Genomic DNA, 16,567 nt, shown 5'->3' on the forward strand with positions numbered 1-16,567 from the left:
CCTTCAAGGCGTCTACAGCCCCGCGATCGGCGTCGCGGCCGGTTGTCTGGCGACCAACGAGGAAAAATCGACCTGTTGGGCCCTGCCGATCAGCCAGCTGGAACAGATCGTCTCGCTCGATCCGTTTCCCAGCCTCGGCCCGGCGACGAAGCGGGCCTTCAAGGCCGTGCCCAAAGCGCCGAAAAAGTGTCCTGAAGGCGGGTGGGCCCGCCCCTGATCCTATCCCTGAGCGGCGCGTCCCGTCGCCCGCCCCTCAAGAGACCGAAGGTCCGCTCCTGCCGCGCCCAAGCGTCCAATTGACGCCCGTTTCGCGCAGGACGCCGGCCACCGCTCTCCCCTCCTGTCCCTCCAGCACCGGCTTCCACGGGACCAGCGTGAAATCCCGGCTCCGCTCGATCAGCGCGAACCGGCCGGCGGCCAGCTCGACGGGCCGCCGATAGACGCCTTCGATGCGCTGTCCGGGCCGGGCTTCCGAAAAATCCCGTCCCGTCTCCCGCGCCAGGCCTTCGGCCGCGGCGATCAGGTCCCGGCGATGAAGGCGAGCCAGCAGCCCGGCGCGATAGACCACCGTGTCCTGCTCCTGGCGCGCCAGGTCCTGGTCGATGAGCCGCTGGCGACGCAACGCCAGGGCTTGGCGAACCTCGCGCCCGAACCCCGCGTCCCGAAGCGGCGCGGGATCCTGCGCGAGGAGTTGGCGGTCAAGCCAGGTCGCGCCGACCGCACCGACCTGCCGGTCCACCGGCAGGGCGCTCAAGGTCGTGACAACGACCGGCGTCGCCTCGGCCTGACGCTTTTCGAAGGCCGCGGCCTGTTCGACATGGTCGGCGCCGATCATCCAGGTCCCGTCCTCGCGACGCTCGACGAGGGCGCGACCGCGCCGCATCGCCTCAAGGCGGCGAACGTGCGCTTCGGCGAAGGCGGCCGAGGCCGTCGGGTCGGCGGCGAGATGCAGATCAACACTGTAGCGTCCGGCGTTGGCGGCGGCGATGCGCGCGACGGTATGGTCGACGGCCCGGGCCCGCGTGGCGCGCGGCTCGATCCGCACCACAGCGCCGATCGGGATCGCCGCCGTCGCCGGGCCCCGGCCGATCTCGACATAGTGGGCCCGGCCGTCGACCCCGTCGATCACCAGGTAGTGGCGATCCTTCAGTTCGTCGGAAAGGCCGCGCGCGACCAGCCGGCCGACCAGCGGCCGCGCGTCGGGGGTCGTCGATTCGTGGATGACCTGGTCGGCTTGGTCCCGCGCGACACCACCTTCGCTGAGCGCCCGATGGAGCGTCTTCTGGATGTCGCCGCGCTCGCCCATGCGCCGCAAGGTGTCCTCCAGGCCGTCGGCCAGTCGCCAGGTCGTCGGCGGCGCCTCGCGGGCCAGGCCCAGGCGGGCCAAGGTCCGCAAGCGCCCGGCGCGCAACGCATGAAGCCGGGGGTCGACATGGCGCGGCGAGACCAGGCCGTCCTCCCCGACATCGCGCAGCAGGCTTCGGTCCAGGCTGGTCAGGCGCTGCTGGTCGACCTCGCGCCGCAACCGGCCCTCGATCGCCTGGTCCGTGCGCGGCCCCAGGTCCAATGACACCAGTTCAGCGGCGCGTTCACGCAGGCCCAGGGTCAGGTAGTCCTTGGCGATGACCAGCTCGCGGCCCCGGTCGTCGCGCCCCCGCACGATGATGTGGGTGTGGGGATGGCCGGTGTCGTGGTGGTCGACGGCGATCCAGTCGAGCTTGGTGTCGAGGTCCTTCTCCACCTGCGCCATCAGGCGCCGGGTCAGGGGCTTGAGGTCCTCGTACTCGGCGCCGTCCTCGGGCGAGACGATGAACCGGAACTGCCGCACGTCGCCGCCGGCCTCCGCCCGGTCGACGAACGCGCGCCCGTCGGCCTTGTCGGCCTGGGCGTCATAGAGCCGGCCGGGCGCGCCCTCGCGGGTAACGCCGTCGCGCTGCACATAGCGCATGTGGGCGCGGGCCGCGGCGATCCCCTTGCCCGCCAGCCTCGAGATCGAGACCTTCACGATCACGCGGCGGGCGCGGTAGGCGGCGAAGCGATCCCGCGACGTCAGCACTCGGGCGACCCCAGCGGCCTTGCCGATCCGCGCGCCGGTGAAACCCGCCTTGCGCCACGCCTTGCCGAAGGTTCCGCCGCCGGCCAGCATCGCCGAGCGCAGCACCCGCGACAGATAGCTCTTGCCCCGGCGGGCGCCGAGGGCGCGAAGCTTGCCCAGGCGCGGTTCGAAATCGTCGTTCTGGACCATGGCGCATCTCCCGCCACCGATATGGCCCGCCCCGCCGCGCCATTAAATTGGCGCCACGAATCTCCGTTCCCGCTCAAGGACTTAGCGCGGCATCAGCGCCAACCGAACCCGCATGGCGCCACGGCCTCCGCCAAGAAAACGATGTGCAGACAAGGCCTTGAGGCGACAGGACCGCAGGGATGGCGCCGGTGCTTTATCTTGCCTTAGTATTCGTTCTCGTGCGTGGGCCCTTCTTGGCTCCAGACATCGTGCTCTCCTCTTGCAGGAACTTCGCCACCCTAACCTAAAAACGCTGCATCGCCGCCAGCTATCCTGGCGAGATCTCGGATCGTCTGGACGGACTGCGGAGGGGTGAAGTCGGGATGCGCCGTGCATTAGTCCGCGCTCAGCCTGGCCCGTTTGGAGAGCCGACGGAGCGGCTGCGGGGGCCTGGCGGCGCACCTGGCGATCGGATGGGCGGGGCATCGTCACAGGCATTCGCGCGCGGTGTCGGAGGGCTCCGTCCGCAGGCAAGATATCGTGCTTCCCGCTGTCCTTGGTCATGCATCCTTCCTTCTCCGCCGCAGCGGAGTCCGTGCGATCAGAGGGTCCGGGACGGGCCGCCGATCGAAGCTTTCGGGGTCATGAGACGGGCCTGGCGGCCACGGCCGAGAGCGGCGCGTCCTCGTAGACCGTGCCGTCGCGCCACATGGCGTGCATGATCACCGCCAGCTTGCGGGCGACGGCCACCACGGCCTTCTTGTGACAGCGCTTGGCCAGCTTCTGGCCCCAGGCTTTCAGCCGCGTCTGGCCCTTGAAGCGGGTCAGCATCGCGCTGGCGGCCTCGTAGAGACTGCGCCGCACCTCGGCGTCGCCGGCCTTGCTGATGCGGCCCTGGATGTCGATCGAGGCGCCCGACTGCCAACGTTTGGAGGTCAGGCCGAAGTAGGCGCCGACATCGCGCGAGCGCCGGAAGCGGGCCGGATCGTCGATCGCCGTGACGAAGGTCAGGGCGGTGATCGGCCCGACGCCAGGGATCTCCATCAGCCGCCGACAGACCTCGTCGCCGGCCACCAAGCGCAGCACCATGGCGTGGAGTTTGAGGTACTGACGCCACAGCGCCGCGCGGGCTTCGAGCATGGCGTCCATCAGCTCGGCGGTCAGCGGATCGTCGGCGCAGGCTTCGCGCACCGCCGCCTCGAAGCCGACGCGGCCGACCTTGTTGAGCCGCACGCCGAAGCTCTTCAGCGAGTGGCGGATGGTGTTCTCCAGGTCGAGGAACTTGCGCTTCAGGGCGCGGCGCTGGGTCAGGACCTGGCGCAGGCGGTAGCAGGCGTCGGTCTTGACGTAGGCGGTCTTGAACCACCCCGTGCGCATCAGATGCGCCAGGCCGAGCGCGTCGGTGGCGTCGGTCTTGTTGCGCTGGGCGGCCATCGCCGCGCGCACGTGACGGGTCTCCAGGCACACCGCCGGCAGGCCCAGCGCCTTCAGGCCCGGTTGCAGCCACGGCGACAGGGCGCAGGCCTCGTGCCCGACCCGCCGCAGGCTGGCCGCGAACGGCGCCAGCGCCTGGGCGATGACCTGCGGATCGGTGGCCACGCTGGCGCGCATCACCACTTCCCCAGCCGCATCGACGACGCATACCGCCGTCTCGTCGATCGACACGTCCAATCCCGCGAAAAGCTCCATGACCGCGCGCCTTCTGCCTCGCGCCGGCCCAGCGCCGGCGGCGGGCAGTGTGCGCTGGGACGGCGGTTTCGGCAGCGCAGCCACCTCGGGCGATGGCCGGCCGAATACCGCGGCATTACGCGCCCCTCTTCCCCCTCCCCTTCCAGCCTCGATCTTCCCCATCAGGGCCCTTCCATCCCTTGCGTCGACCGAGGGACGAAGAGCCCGGCCGAAGGCGCGGGCGCAGCGCCCGGCGTGGGCGGCGGGCCGTGGGGATCGAGCCGAAAGAACAATCGCATTCCCGACAACACAGCGGGCGGCAAGGCGGCCTCACCCGGCGTGCGCGATAGGCCTCTGATGTAGGCTTGCGTCTCGGCCGGAAGCGGCTGGCCGGTCCTCAGATGGGCCGCGTACCGCTCGGGTCCGGCGTTGTAGGCGGCCAGCAGGCCGGGGTAGCCGAACCGCGCGCGCAGGACCGAAAGATACGCCGCGCCCGCCAGGATGTTGTCGCGCGGATCGTAGGGATCAGGACCAAGACCATGGGTCCTGGCCATCTCCCGATAGGTCCCGGGCATCAGTTGCATCAGACCCATGGCCCCCGCGCGCGAGGTGATCGGGACGCCGCCGAGGTGGGTTCGCCCGCCGCTTTCTGCGCGCATCACCGCCACGATCCAGGCCTGGGGAACGTCGAACCGCTGGGCCGCCAGGGCGATCCATGGACGCCATTGTTCGATACGCGCGGACGTCGCCGGGCTCGCCGCGACGAGCGCCACGACGGCGATCAGGGCAGCCATAGCGGTGTCGCCCGGCCGATCACCGCGCCCTTGCCCACCGGCCCGAAATACCGCCCGTCGAAGGAGTCCGGCGCGGGGTTGAGCAGCAGGACCGCGCCGTCCGACAGCCGCCCGCACCCCGACCACCATGGCAGCTGGCGGCCCCGGCGATCGGCCGCGCGCCGCACGGCGACGGGCCGGTCGTTGACCCGGATCCTCGGCCCGACCGCGCAGACCTCGTCGCCCGAGACGGCGGCCACGGCCTTGATCATCGGCACGTTGGCCGGGAGATAATGGCGCTGGGCGGCCAGTCGCCGCGCGGCGGGCGGCGCGTGCGCCAGCACGTGATCGCCCACGCGGATCGGCGCGCCCGGCCTGACCCGCCACAGGCCCACCGGGGCGCTGGCGCTGGCGTTCCAGACCAGGCGCGGGGCGGGATCGAAGACCAGCGGCGCGGCCAGGGCGACCAGGGCGGCGGCGGCCACGGCGGCCAGGGCGTGGCCGCGCGGGATGGGCAGACGGCTAGACATGGCGGCCTTCCCCGGCCGCGTCGCGGCGTGAACCGTTGCGGCGCGACCAGGCGTCCAGGTCGTCGATGTGGTAGCGGATGAACCGCCCATGGCGCCGGAAGGCCGGCCCCTGGCCCTGGCCGCGCATGGTCTCCAGCGTGCGTTCGGCCAGGCCCACATAGTGGGCGGCCTGGGCGGTGTTGAGGAACGGGCTGCCCTTTCGCGCGCGGGCGGCCCGTTTGATCGCGTCGTCTTCGTCCATCATCGCCGTGCTCCCAATCCCGTGGTGGGGCGCGGCGGTTGAAGGGGGGTCTGGCCGCGCACGGGCGAGCACACAGGGGCGAGCGCGCGGGCGGGACGTACGCAAACGCGCCTTGGAAAATCGTTCCTCCCGCGGTCTTGGCGGCCTTGGGCGGGCGGTGGCCCCCGCGCCGGGCGGCGCGGGGGCGGGTCCGGTCAGTCCTCGGCGTTCCAGATCAGGGCAAAGACGTCGTCGTCGTCCTGGCCGGCGGCGCGGCCGAGTTTGACCTTGTAGGTGCGCGGGCCGATGTCGGGATGGGCCAGGTTCAGGCCGACATAGTCCTGGCCCTTGACCAGGCCGACGTTGTTCCAGCCGGCGCCGATCTCGATCCCGGACGCCACGACCCGGTAGTCCGGATGGGCGGGCGAGGGCTTGTCGCGGACGGGCACGATCTCGATGTCGGCGCGGATGTTGAGCGTGCGGAGCTGGCCCTTGAAGGCGCCGGTTTCCGAGCGGGTGACGTGGCCGAGGGTGGCGGTCATGGCGGTGGTCCTTTCAGTGTTGCGTCGGGGCCGATCCCCGGCGACAGGCGCCCCGTCATGGGCGCTCCGTCCCGCCTTGACCCGCAGGACCGCTGGTCCGGAGGGCCGCAGCGCAGCGCAGGACCCGAGCGACGGGCTTTTTTGGAGCCAAGCGGGCGCGAGGAGCCGCCCCCGCTTTGGGGGCGGCGGGGAAAAAAGGTCGACGCGACGGTTCACGGCGGGACGGGGCGCCCATAGGGTCCAAGCCATCGTCTGGGGTTCGTCCAGGGCGGGTCGCGCCAAGGACCACCGCCATGACCGCCCGCGCGGCCTCGACGCCCGCGACGCAAGCCGGCGTCTTCAAGAGCCGGCGCCCTCACCCCGCCACCTTCGCCGGTCTCCAGATCGCCCGTCGGCGACGAGCCCTCGCCGCCTGTCCGGACCACCGGATCGTGGCGGCCGGGATCGAGATCGGCGCCGGCTGGAACAACGTCGGCCTGGTCAAGGGCCAGGACCATGTCGGCCTGAACCTGGCCCGTCCCGACATCGGCCCGCGCGCCTCCGACATAAAATCCGCCTCGCCCGTCGCGCCAGGACGGCGACGTCTTCGCCCTGACCTGGAGCCTTCGAGGACTGACCGGACCGTCCCCGCGCCGCCCGCCCAATGCCGCCAAGGCCGCAAGAAAAAGCCCCCGCATCCGAAGGACGCGGGGGCGAGGAAACGAAAAGGGGGCGGGCCGTGGCCCGCCCCTCCCCTCATTCGGCCGCGAGGATGGCCAGGTTCGGATCGGCCGCCAACGCCGTGGCCGGAGATGGAGCCTCGGCGGGCTTGGGCAGGCGCACGCCGCGCAACATCGGGGCGACCGCCTTGCTCCGCCGCGCCGTCGCGAACGGGCGGCGCGTATAGGCCTGGGCCGGGAAGGTCAGCCATCTGGGGATCCAATTGGCGACCTTGGGCCGGTCGTTCGTCCCCTCCAGGAAGTCGCGAAGGATCGCCTTCTGGGTCTTGACCTTCTCAGCGAGATTGCCGTCCGCGACCTTCTTGCCACCGACCTCCTTGAGCATGGCGTTGACGGCCTCGCGGTCACGGATCAGGTCGAAGAAGGCCTGATCCGGGCTCCAGAACGCGGCCATGTCGACCTTCAGGTGAAGCCCCGCCGCCTCGACCTCCGCGCTCCCGGCGGCCAGGGTCTCGCCCATGACCACGGCGGCGACCGCCAGGACGTCGGCGTCGGACAAGGACAGGAGCTTGGCGAAGATCGCCGCCGCGCCGCCCTGGCGTCGCCGCCCGGCCAGATCGCCATCGGCCTCCAGGCCCAGCAGCGCGGCGGCGGCGTCGCGCATGGCCCGAAAGGTCGTTTCGGCGGGAGCCGCTTGGAGACTGGCCGACACCGCCTCGTTGCCCGCGCGCCGGGGATCGGCCTCGACGCGCCAGAGCGGCGATCCGGCCACGGCGTGAGCGACGAGCAGACGCAAGGCCACGCCCGCATGATCGATCAGCACCGCGCGCACGGCGGCGTGGCGATGCAGGTCGATATAGCTTTGCTGCGCGCTGGTGACCTCCGCGCGGTCGGTGGTCGGCAAGGCTTCGCCGCCCTCGCCGCGCGCCGCTTTGGCGGCGGCGGCCTGGGCGCGCGGGGCCTCCTTGGCGCTCAGCCATCCCTCGTGCGCCGTGACCTCGCCGCGCGAACTGACGGCCAGGAAGACCTTGCCGCCCTTGGCCTTGGAGACCCGTTCGTGCTTCCAGGACTCGAACGAGCGGCCCGTCTCCAACACCTCCACCGCGTTCCAGCCCTCGGCGAGCAGGGCCTCGCGCTTGGCGGCGATGGCCTGGTTCTGGTGGGTCCAGAACAGGTCCGGGTCGGTGAAATAGCTGTCCTCGCCGAAGAGGTCGGCGATGATCTGACCGGGGTAGTCGTCCAGCGAGAACAGGGCGTTGGCGCTCGGGATCGAGGCCCCGCCAAACAGCCAGGTCTTGAGTTGGGCGCCGGTCGGGGCGCGGCGCTCGGGATCGTCCAGCATGGCCAGCCATTCCTTCTGCTGGCTCCTGGTGGCCAGGGTCAGGGAACGGACGGTGGCCAGCTCGATGGCCTCGCGCCGATAGAGGTCGCGCACGCGCGGCAGAAGGTTACCCAGGGCCAGGGTGCGTTTGACCACCGCGTCGGTCATGTGGAAGGTCGCGGCGATCTGCTCGGGGCTGCGGCCCTTCTTGATCAGCTTGGCGAAGGTCTCCCAGCACGAGACCTCGTCGGGCGGCAGGCGTCCGAGGTTCTCGATCAGCGAGGCCTCGATGGCGGCCGCGTCGTCGCCCGCCTCCAGGATGGCGATGGGAACCGGGTCGATCTCGATCCCGGCGGCGATCTCGTCCATGGCGCCGTACCAGCGGCGCGCCCCGGCCACGACCTCGAAATGACCGGGGACGACGGCGCCGTCCCTGATCGTTTCCAGGACCAGCATGGTCAGCAGGACTCCGTGCTGGCGGATCGACGGCCGGATGTCCGACACGTCGGGCTTGGGTCGTCCGTAGTGCATGTTGAGCGGCGAGATCGTCATGTTGCGGGGGTCGGCGAAAGCGAGTTTCATAACGGCTGCTCCTGTCTTCCAGGGGTGGAACCGGCCCCGTCCGTGATGCTGTCCAGGCCAGGGCGGCGCCGGGGATGCGCCGGGATTGGCGCGGTCGACCGGCGCCGGAAATGATCCCGGCGCACGGAAGGACGGGATCAGGCGGCCATGGCGGCCTGCGGCCCGGCGACGGGCTCGGGCGAAGGCCCGCCCGCGGACGACAGCAGCAGGTCGGCGGCCTTGGAGGCCTGCGAGGCCGCGCGGAAGATGGCGCGGTTGTCCTCGGCCAAGACCTCCAGCCAAGCGCCGATGTAGTCGGCGTGGCGAACGGTGGGGACGACGCCGAGGCTGGCGCAGACGAAGGCGCCGCCCATTTCGGCGACCAGTTCCTCGCGCGCGTAGGCCTTGCCGCCCCGGTGGCCCGACTGGTCGCGGTCCAGGCGCGAGCGGTGGCCCGTCCAGTGCGACAGCTCGTGGAAGGCGGTGCGGTAGTAGTTGATCTGGTCGGTGAAGGCCGGTTGCGGCGGCACCTGCACGTAGTCGAACAAAGGATCATAGAAGGCGCGCGGCCCGCCGACGCGGAAGTCCGCGCCCGTGGCGGCGATCAGCGCCTCGGCATGGGGGATCGCCTGCCGCTCGGGCGGCGGCGCGGGTTCGGGATCGACGCCCGACAGGCCTTCGCACTGGACCAGGTTGAAGACGGTGAAGCGCTTGAGAAACGAGACCTTGCCGGGCTCGTCGCCGTCGCGCGCGGCCCGCTCCTGCTCGGCCTTGGGCGTGAAGCGATCGGCGAAGACCACGGTGGTCCCACGCTCGCCACGCCGCACGCAGCCCCCGGCGGCCAGGGCCTGCTTGAAGGTCAGCCAGCCTTGCGAGGGAAAGCCGTGCTCGATGACGGCGCCCCATAGGAGCAGGATGTTGACCCCCGAATAGCGCCGCCCGGTGATCCCGTTGCGCGGCAGGGACAGGGCCGCGCCGCCGACCGTGCCCCAGGGTTGGACCCAGGGCAGGCGCCCGGCCTCCAGTTGGTCGATGATCCGGTGCGTGACCTCGTCGTAGAGGCTGACGTCCCCCCGCCGGGAGGGCGTGGCGGCGGGCCTAGAGCGTTGGCCGGTGGGGCGCATGAGCGGGCTCCTTCCCCGCCCCAAACCCGCATCCTTTCACCGGAAAGGGGGGTGGGCGGCGAAGAGCGGCCGAAGAGGCCCGCCGGCGGGAGACGGCACCCGAAGGGCCGAAACGAAAGTGGAGGAGCCGGCCGCTTGGCCGGCTTGCCGTCGCCTAAGGCGGGCCTAGAAGGGCGCGCCGCCCACCCCCGTTTCAGGGGAAAGGAAAACAAGGAAAGTCATCGCGCGCGAGCGCGATGGCCGCGCCCGGCCGAAGGCCGGCAGCCACCGAGCGCTCTAGGGCTTCAGGCCGCCGCGGCGCTGGAGAAGTCGTGGTGGGAGATGAAATTGCCGCTGTCGAGCCAGAGGCTGCGGGTGGATTGGCCCTGGCGCGGCCCCACGCCCGCCTCATCGCTGAACAGCAATTTGAACGAGGTCCCGGCCGCCTTGCGCGCGAGCGCCAGGTCCTGCAGGACGCGGTGCAGGAACTCGGCGGCGGCGCGGGTGATCTTGCAGGCTCCGCGCATCTCGCCGCTGCCGTCGTAGCCCTCCAGGAGCCCGGTCAGCAGGCCAAAGGCCTTATCATAGACCTCGCCGCGCTCGGAATCGGCGGCCAGGCAGACGCCCTCGATGTCGCCTCGCTCGAAGCCCAGACGCTCCAGCACGGTCGGCAGGGCGATCATGCGCTGGCTGCTACGGCGCCGACAGGCCTCGACGACCTCGACATAGTAGTTGGAGGCCGTCGCCACCGCGTGGGCCTGTCCGGTGATCCCCACATGGCTCACGAAGTCGTGGCGCACCTTCGCGTAGCCATCCGGGGCGGTGCGCATATCCCCACCCAGGTCCAGGAAGTCCTCGATGATCGCGAACATCGCGTCAACGACGTCCAGGGTCAGACCCTTCAGGGCGTTGGAGGCGTTGATGCGAAAGTACTGGGCCGACAGATCGACGTTCAGGTCAGCGATCCGCGAGCCCATCACCTTGTAGATGTCGTTGGCCAGACCCCGGCACTTGGCGATCGGATAAAGCACAGGGACCAGGTGATGAGCGCACGCCGGCGCGGCCATCAACTTGGGCAGCAGGACGCTATCGCGCGTTGCCCCGAACAGGCGCGCAATCCGGTCCCTTCGCGTGTTGTCATTGACTTCGCCCATGGTCCCGCTCAGCCGCAGGGTCAATTTGGCAAATTCTATTGTTTTTTGGAAGACTTAATAGAAAACGCGAGAACTTAAACGATATTTATAATACTTCGTCTCCACCAGATAGATTTATACAGAAAGATGAAAAGTCTTCTTAACCATACCAAGTGCCTTTCCGAATGCTTGATGAGATGAGCGCCGAAAGTCTTAAGAAAGGATTACCAACGACCTTTCAGCCCAGGTGACGCCATGACGCTCGAAATCTTCCAACTGCCGCTCCTGCCACTTGTTGTCATCCATGCGACGCACACGCTGCGCAAGGATTTGTCCGAGCGCCCCCGTTTCGGCCCCGAGGCCGAAGCCAGCCGCCGGGACCGTCTGGCGGCCCAGGCCCTAGTGGCGATGTGGTTCGCCATCAACCTGGCCCCGGTCGCCTACTACGCGCTGGAGTGCCTGAGCCACTGGCTGGACCTGCTCGCCTGACCCAACCAGGAGCGGCGGACTCAATGGGCGGCCTAACAAGGCCGCCCTTTTCGTATGCCCAAGCAGACAGGTCACAGCGCCCGCTAAAGGGAGAACCTGAGCCGTCCCAAAACGCATAACCGTGAACGATGGCGGCGTCGGACAAGAGCGCCAGACCATCCCGCGCCACCGCGACGCCGTCCGCGGCGGCCTGCGGCCTGAGAACCAGGAACTCCTCGTCGCCGAAGGACAGCTTGTTCCGCCCTGCCCCCTCCGCAACCAGACCGGCTGGCCGCCCGGGATCGCCCCGGCGATCGTGACCAAGCGATAGCGGTCCCGCAGATGATCCCCGCTGTCGACCAAAATCCGTCGGGACGGTTGGGGTGCTCTCTTCCCCCTTGCCGGCGACTTCGCCTACAAGGCGCGCCATGCTCCCCGCCGCCGCCCTCGCCTCCATCATCGCCTGCACCGCGCCGGCCGTTCACGATGGCGACACCCTGCGCTGCGGCTCCGAACGCGTGCGCCTTTTCGGCGTCGACGCGCCCGAGGTCCGGCGGGGCAAGACCCCCGCCGAGCCGCTGGCCTACGAGGCCCGCGACGAACTCATCCGCCTGACGCGAGGACGGGTCGGATGCCGCTTCGTCGATCGCGACCGCTATGGCCGGTTCGTGGGCCGCTGCTGGTCGGACGCCAGCCCCGACGTCAACGCCGCCCTGATCCGCTCGGGCTTGGCCACCGAATATCGACGCTACAGCAAGGGCGCCTACGCCGCGGCCGAAGACGAGGCGCGCCGCGCCGGCCGCGGCGCCTGGAAGCATCCCTAGTCATCCACACGCCGCCCACAGGTGCGAGGTCGACGCGCCGACGAGCCGATTGACTCTCACGTCACCAAGGAGAACATATAAGCAACATCGGAGTTCGCTATGCCCACCCCAAACGCAAATCCGCGTGCGACGCCGCGCGCCTGCGCATCGGTCCACATCCCGTTCGAAGCCGATATCGAAACCCTAGCCGAGTGCGTCGGCCCCGACCGTCACCTCCGGATGCTCTGCGACTGCGGCGAGACGGCCGAGTTCGACGCGACGGCCTGGCTCGAGCGCCGGCTGGGCGACATCTCCATCGTCAACTTCACCGACCGCCTGCGCTGCCCCTGCGGTCGCCGCCAGGGCCGGTTCGAAGTCTGGCCGGGCCCCGCAGGCTGTTCGGGGCTGAAGACCCGGTTCGCCGCCTCGCTCTACGACTGAGCGATGGCCCAGCAACAACCCTTCCCGTCCCTGGCGCTCGCGGCGACGCGCCACGGCCGCCGGGTCATGAAGCTGACGCGCGTGCGCGCCTACGCCCAGGACAAGACTTCCAGGACTCTGCATTTCCTTCATCCCGGCGGTACGGGTCGCGGCAATTCGCGGGTCGGCTTCGTCTCGCCCGAGCACGTGCCGGCGTTCGAAGGCGAGGAAGGCTGGTTCGAGATGGAGCGGATCAGGGCCAAGCCCTGGTCGTATTGGCGCGCCATCCGGCGCGTGGATCCGCCGCCCCATGCCTGAGCCCAGCGACGCCGATCGCCGCAAGGCCGCGCAGCTCGATCCGGCCTTCGCCGGCGCCCGGCTGATCGACGCGCTCGAACGCGGCTGGGAGATCGGCTTTCGCTGCCAGTACTGCGGGACGGGCAAGACCTGGCGTCGGGACACGATGCTGGGCCGGGCGCGGCGTTATCTTAATTGCACCATGACCGAGATCCAGGCCCGTCTGCCCTGCCCACGATGTCCCGGCCGCATGCCGATCATGACGATGTCGGGAGTAATAGACCCCGGTGACGCCGAACGCCGCCGTTGGGCCACCATCTCCCTGCTGCTCGATACAGGCTTGAACCCCACCGACTACGGCTACGGCTGGACGCCGGCCGCACAACCCACCCGCTGACGGAACGCCCATGGACCTGCAGCCCGCACTATTCGACCTGCCGCTGGCCCCGCGTCGCCCCCTTCCAGACGGGTTCCGCTATCAGCCACACCTGATCACGGCCGACGAGGAGAGCGCCCTGGTTCGCCAGTTCGAACACCTCGACTTCGAACCCTACGAACACCTGGGTTATCTGGGCAATCGCCGCGTGGCCGCGTTTGGCTGGCGACGCGGCGCCGACGGCGCCATGGTCGAGACCGGCGAAGGCGTTCCGGATTTCCTCACGCCTCTGCTGGACAAGGTCGCGGCGTTCACGGGCCTGTCCGCTGGAAGCTTCCGCCACGCCCTGGTCACCGAATACGCGCCCGGCGCCGGCATCGGCTGGCATCGCGACCGCCCGCCCGCCGTGGCCATCGCCGGCGTCTCGCTACTGTCTCCCTGCACCTTCCGCCTGCGCCGCAAGGCCGGCGACAAGTGGGACCGCGCCTCGATCATCGCCGCGCCCCGCTCGGCCTACCTGATGAGCGGACCTTCGCGCAGCGACTGGCAGCACAGCATCCCCGAGGTCGAGGCGCTGCGTTATTCGGTGACGTTCCGCACCGTGCCTTCTCAACCGCGTTCCGGCCCGCGACGCTGACCTAGGCCTCAGCGCGCGAGACCATGGGCGGCCGGTGCTTCTCGAAAAGGTCGGCATGCTCCTCGTCACGGACCGCGCGCGCCACGTTCAGCCGGACATAGAGGCCCGACGCCCCGTGGGCGCGAACCGCTTCGTCCCAATCGCGGCCGGCTGAACCGAGGTTGTTGACCGCGCCGAGGCAAAACACCTGGGGCGTCGCGCCGCGCCAGCGTACGTAGGCGAAATTCCCCGAGGTTGCCGGCAGTTGGCCCGGCTCAGGGATGAGCCGGAAGCGGTAGGTCGCGCCGGACGCGCCTTGTAGGTCGAGATGGTCTTGCACCGGACGATGATACGCGCCGTCGATGGCCAGGGCGAGCGTCCACCGTCGTCGTCCACGGAATCCTTTCTCGGTCCGAGGCGTTGGAGCCCAGGCGGGATTGGGAGGGCACGTCATGGAACATCGGCGCGGGCGCGCGCAGCACCAAGTCGGGTGAGCCGTCGGTGGCGGCGATGCTAGCTGTCACCTCAGCGCCGATGTCGACGGTAATCAGCGTCAGCCACTTGGGCGGCTGGTAGCCTTGGATGCCGCGCACCCGAGCGATATCAGTGGTGACCGAGCGCTTCGCCCGCGACATCGTCCATTTTCTAGCGACGGCTAAGCTTGCGGCTGTCGCCCATTCCCCTCACAGCCGAGCCGCCTTTTCCTGCTCACCGCCACGGCCGCTGCGGCCCTGGAGCAAGCCTGATGGTCGCCTCGCACGGACCCAAGATGAGGACCTCGCTGAACCATCTGCCGGCCGGCAAGGTGCCACGAGCGGACATTGCGCTCCGCTCTAAAAGCCGACCTGCTACTCGGCGCCAGAGTGATTGGTTGATCCTCTTCCCGCAAGCTTCAGCCTATCTCGACGTACCTCGCGAGCTCTTCAGGCGCGCCGGTTGGAAACGCGGCCTTGAGATGATCCAGAAAGGCGGAGACACGCGCACTGAGCAGTCGACGGGACGGATAGAGCGCCCACAGCGCGATCTCCGATCCAACGACGCCACCCCAGGTGACCAGTCGGCCGGCGTCCAGGTCGTGACTGACCAGCGAAATCGGCAGGCGGGCGATCCCGACGCCGGCCCGCACCGCGTCGCGGACCATGATCAGCGACGACAGGCGCAAGACGGGCTCGACCGCGATCCTGGAAGGACCGTCCGAGGTCGTTACATCCCAGGTCTCGGCGTCAGCTCCCGCGCCACGGACGACGGCCCGTACGGATGAACCGTCCACCGGTCGCGCCATGTCCGGGCTAGCCACAACGACCAGGCGATCGCGCAGGAAGAAGCGGCCGATCAGGCCCGCGTCCGGGTTCGGGTTCACCCGGATCACCAAGTCATAGCCCTCCTCGACCATATCCACCGCGCGGTCGTCGGTCGTCACTTCCAGTCGCACCTCGGGGAACGCCAGGGCGAACGCGGCGGCCAGGCGGCCCATGGCTGTTTGAGAGAACAGCAGCGGCGCGCTGATCCGCAGGCGGCCGCGCGGCGTCCCGCCGCCGAAAGCGATCGCGGCGGCGGCTTCGTCCAACTCGGCCAGCAGAGCGCCCGTACGAGCGAAGAGCGCTCGGCCTTCCTCGGTGAGCTTCAACGTCCGCCCGCCGCGCTCCAACAGGCGCAGGTCCAGCCTGGCTTCCAGCTCGGAGACCCGCCGTGACAGCGTGGCCTTGGGGCGGCCTGTTTCGCGGGCAGCGCGGCCGAAGCCGCCATGCCTAGCGACCAAGTTGAAATCAGCGAGGGCGAGCAGGTCCATGTGTTCCACCAGTGAGACGGTTTGTCCAAATCTAGCGACTATTGGCTTCCGGGTGGATCGATCATTTTCCGGGTGTCCACCCACCCCAACCCGGAGATTTCCCCATGACCATCCTCGTTACGGGCGCCACCGGCCGTGTCGGCCGACAAGTCGTTCAGCAACTGATCCAGCGCGACGCCAAGGTCCGCGTCCTGGTCCGCGATCCCGCTAAGGCCGACTTCGACACCCGCGTAGAGATCGCCAAGGGCGATCTGCTCGACATCGACGCCCTGCGGTCCGCCTTCAAGGGCGTACGCACCCTGTTCCTGCTCAACGCCGTGGCGGGCGACGAATTCACCCAGGCGCTGATCACCCTGAACATCGCTCGCGAGTGCGGCGTCGAGCGGGTCGTCTACCTGTCGGTGCTGCACGCCGACCGGTTCGTGGACGTGCCGCACTTCGCCGTGAAGTTCGGCGCCGAGCGGATGATCCAGCAGATGGGCTTTTCCGCCACGATCCTGCGGCCGGCCTACTTCATCGACAACGACCTGACGATCAAGGACGTGGTCCTGAACCACGGCGTCTATCCGATGCCGATCGGGGCCAAGGGCGTCGCCATGGCCGACGCGCGAGACATCGCCGAGGTCGCCGCGATCGAGCTGATCCGCCACGACCAGTCGCCGAGCAGGCTGCCGGTCGAAACCCTGAACCTCGTCGGGCCCGACACGCTGACGGGGGCGGCCGTGGCGGCGATCTGGTCGGACGTACTGGGCCGGCCGGTCGTCTACGGCGGTGACGATCCCAGCGGCTTCGAGCAGAACGCGGCGGCCTTCATGCCCAAGTGGATGGCCTACGAGATGCGCCTGATGGCCGAACGCTTCGTCAGCGACGGCATGATCCCGGAGAACGGCGACATCGAGCGCCTGACCGCGATCCTGGGCCGCCCGCTGTACAGCTATCGCGATTTCGCCCTCGAATTGGCGGCTGAGATGAAGCAGGCTTAGGTGCAGCTGGGAATTGGGGGCGGCCAGCGCTGGCCGCCCTCTGCTCGCTTGGCGCCAGTTGCTGACGTTGATGCACCTCCA

General features: G+C 69.5%; 18 protein-coding genes. 7 read left to right on the plus strand and 11 right to left on the minus strand.

All coding sequences use genetic code 11. The features are described 5' to 3' along the window. Positions 1-253 precede the first annotated feature (253 nt). The 9 genes from rlxS to BR39_RS0102575 form a co-directional block, all read right to left on the minus strand. Positions 254-2,245: a relaxase/mobilization nuclease RlxS gene (gene rlxS, locus BR39_RS0102535; protein ID WP_029907449.1), complete on the minus strand. Its 1,992-nt coding sequence runs from the start codon at positions 2,243-2,245 to the stop codon at positions 254-256. A gap of 621 nt (positions 2,246-2,866) precedes the next feature. After that, complete coding sequence (locus BR39_RS0102540; protein WP_029907450.1) at positions 2,867-3,913, minus strand: IS110 family transposase; 1,047 nt, start codon at positions 3,911-3,913, stop codon at positions 2,867-2,869. 161 nt (positions 3,914-4,074) lie between these two features. After that, positions 4,075-4,686: a lytic transglycosylase domain-containing protein gene (locus BR39_RS0102545; RefSeq protein WP_029907451.1), complete on the minus strand. Its 612-nt coding sequence runs from the start codon at positions 4,684-4,686 to the stop codon at positions 4,075-4,077. Further along, a complete protein-coding gene (locus BR39_RS0102550; protein ID WP_029907452.1) occupies positions 4,674-5,195 on the minus strand; it encodes a S26 family signal peptidase in 522 nt (173 codons plus the stop codon). The genes BR39_RS0102545 and BR39_RS0102550 overlap by 13 nt, the downstream gene beginning before the upstream one ends. Beyond that, positions 5,188-5,439: a helix-turn-helix domain-containing protein gene (locus tag BR39_RS0102555; RefSeq protein WP_029907453.1), complete on the minus strand. Its 252-nt coding sequence runs from the start codon at positions 5,437-5,439 to the stop codon at positions 5,188-5,190. Before BR39_RS0102555 ends, BR39_RS0102550 begins: the two co-directional genes overlap by 8 nt. A 191-nt stretch (positions 5,440-5,630) precedes the next feature. Continuing rightward, positions 5,631-5,957: a DUF736 family protein gene (locus tag BR39_RS0102560; protein WP_029907454.1), complete on the minus strand. Its 327-nt coding sequence runs from the start codon at positions 5,955-5,957 to the stop codon at positions 5,631-5,633. A 735-nt stretch (positions 5,958-6,692) separates the two neighbouring features. Continuing rightward, positions 6,693-8,519 carry a ParB N-terminal domain-containing protein gene (locus BR39_RS0102565; RefSeq protein ID WP_029907455.1) on the minus strand — a complete coding sequence of 609 codons (1,827 nt, stop codon included), beginning with the start codon at positions 8,517-8,519 and terminating at the stop codon, positions 6,693-6,695. Positions 8,520-8,656: 137 nt separating this feature from the next. After that, positions 8,657-9,622 carry an ArdC family protein gene (locus BR39_RS0102570; protein WP_051695095.1) on the minus strand — a complete coding sequence of 322 codons (966 nt, stop codon included), beginning with the start codon at positions 9,620-9,622 and terminating at the stop codon, positions 8,657-8,659. Positions 9,623-9,906: 284 nt separating this feature from the next. Continuing rightward, positions 9,907-10,632: a hypothetical protein gene (locus BR39_RS0102575; RefSeq protein WP_029907457.1), complete on the minus strand. Its 726-nt coding sequence runs from the start codon at positions 10,630-10,632 to the stop codon at positions 9,907-9,909. A gap of 357 nt (positions 10,633-10,989) precedes the next feature. Between BR39_RS0102575 and BR39_RS0102580 the strand changes: the two genes are divergently transcribed. The 6 genes from BR39_RS0102580 (at position 10,990) to BR39_RS0102610 (ending at position 13,735) form a co-directional block, all read left to right on the plus strand. Beyond that, positions 10,990-11,223 (plus strand): hypothetical protein, encoded by a 234-nt coding sequence (locus tag BR39_RS0102580; RefSeq protein WP_029907458.1) that lies wholly within the window; start codon positions 10,990-10,992, stop codon positions 11,221-11,223. Between the two features lie 407 nt (positions 11,224-11,630). Continuing rightward, on the plus strand, positions 11,631-12,026 hold the full coding sequence (locus BR39_RS0102590; RefSeq protein ID WP_035018127.1) for a thermonuclease family protein: 396 nt from the start codon (positions 11,631-11,633) through the stop codon (positions 12,024-12,026). A 99-nt stretch (positions 12,027-12,125) separates the two neighbouring features. Continuing rightward, positions 12,126-12,446, plus strand: a complete 321-nt coding sequence (locus tag BR39_RS26315) for a hypothetical protein (protein ID WP_156035554.1) — start codon at positions 12,126-12,128, stop codon at positions 12,444-12,446. Between the two features lie 3 nt (positions 12,447-12,449). Continuing rightward, complete coding sequence (locus BR39_RS25175) at positions 12,450-12,743, plus strand: hypothetical protein (protein WP_035018128.1); 294 nt, start codon at positions 12,450-12,452, stop codon at positions 12,741-12,743. Further along, positions 12,736-13,119: a hypothetical protein gene (locus BR39_RS0102605; protein ID WP_051695097.1), complete on the plus strand. Its 384-nt coding sequence runs from the start codon at positions 12,736-12,738 to the stop codon at positions 13,117-13,119. The genes BR39_RS25175 and BR39_RS0102605 overlap by 8 nt, the downstream gene beginning before the upstream one ends. Before the next feature lie 10 nt (positions 13,120-13,129). Next, positions 13,130-13,735 (plus strand): alpha-ketoglutarate-dependent dioxygenase AlkB, encoded by a 606-nt coding sequence (locus BR39_RS0102610; protein ID WP_029907463.1) that lies wholly within the window; start codon positions 13,130-13,132, stop codon positions 13,733-13,735. A gap of 1 nt (position 13,736) precedes the next feature. Here BR39_RS0102610 and BR39_RS0102615 read toward each other — a convergent pair whose 3' ends face one another. Together BR39_RS0102615 and BR39_RS0102620 are read right to left on the minus strand one after the other, a co-directional pair. Further along, complete coding sequence (locus BR39_RS0102615) at positions 13,737-14,054, minus strand: hypothetical protein (protein ID WP_029907464.1); 318 nt, start codon at positions 14,052-14,054, stop codon at positions 13,737-13,739. Between the two features lie 552 nt (positions 14,055-14,606). Continuing rightward, complete coding sequence (locus tag BR39_RS0102620) at positions 14,607-15,503, minus strand: LysR family transcriptional regulator (RefSeq protein WP_029907465.1); 897 nt, start codon at positions 15,501-15,503, stop codon at positions 14,607-14,609. A 104-nt stretch (positions 15,504-15,607) separates the two neighbouring features. Between BR39_RS0102620 and BR39_RS0102625 the strand changes: the two genes are divergently transcribed. Beyond that, positions 15,608-16,486: an SDR family oxidoreductase gene (locus BR39_RS0102625; protein WP_029907466.1), complete on the plus strand. Its 879-nt coding sequence runs from the start codon at positions 15,608-15,610 to the stop codon at positions 16,484-16,486. Positions 16,487-16,567: the final 81 nt, after the last annotated feature.

It is taken from the genome of Caulobacter sp. UNC358MFTsu5.1 (assembly GCF_000712075.1).
In the GTDB taxonomy this organism is placed as follows: domain Bacteria; phylum Pseudomonadota; class Alphaproteobacteria; order Caulobacterales; family Caulobacteraceae; genus Caulobacter.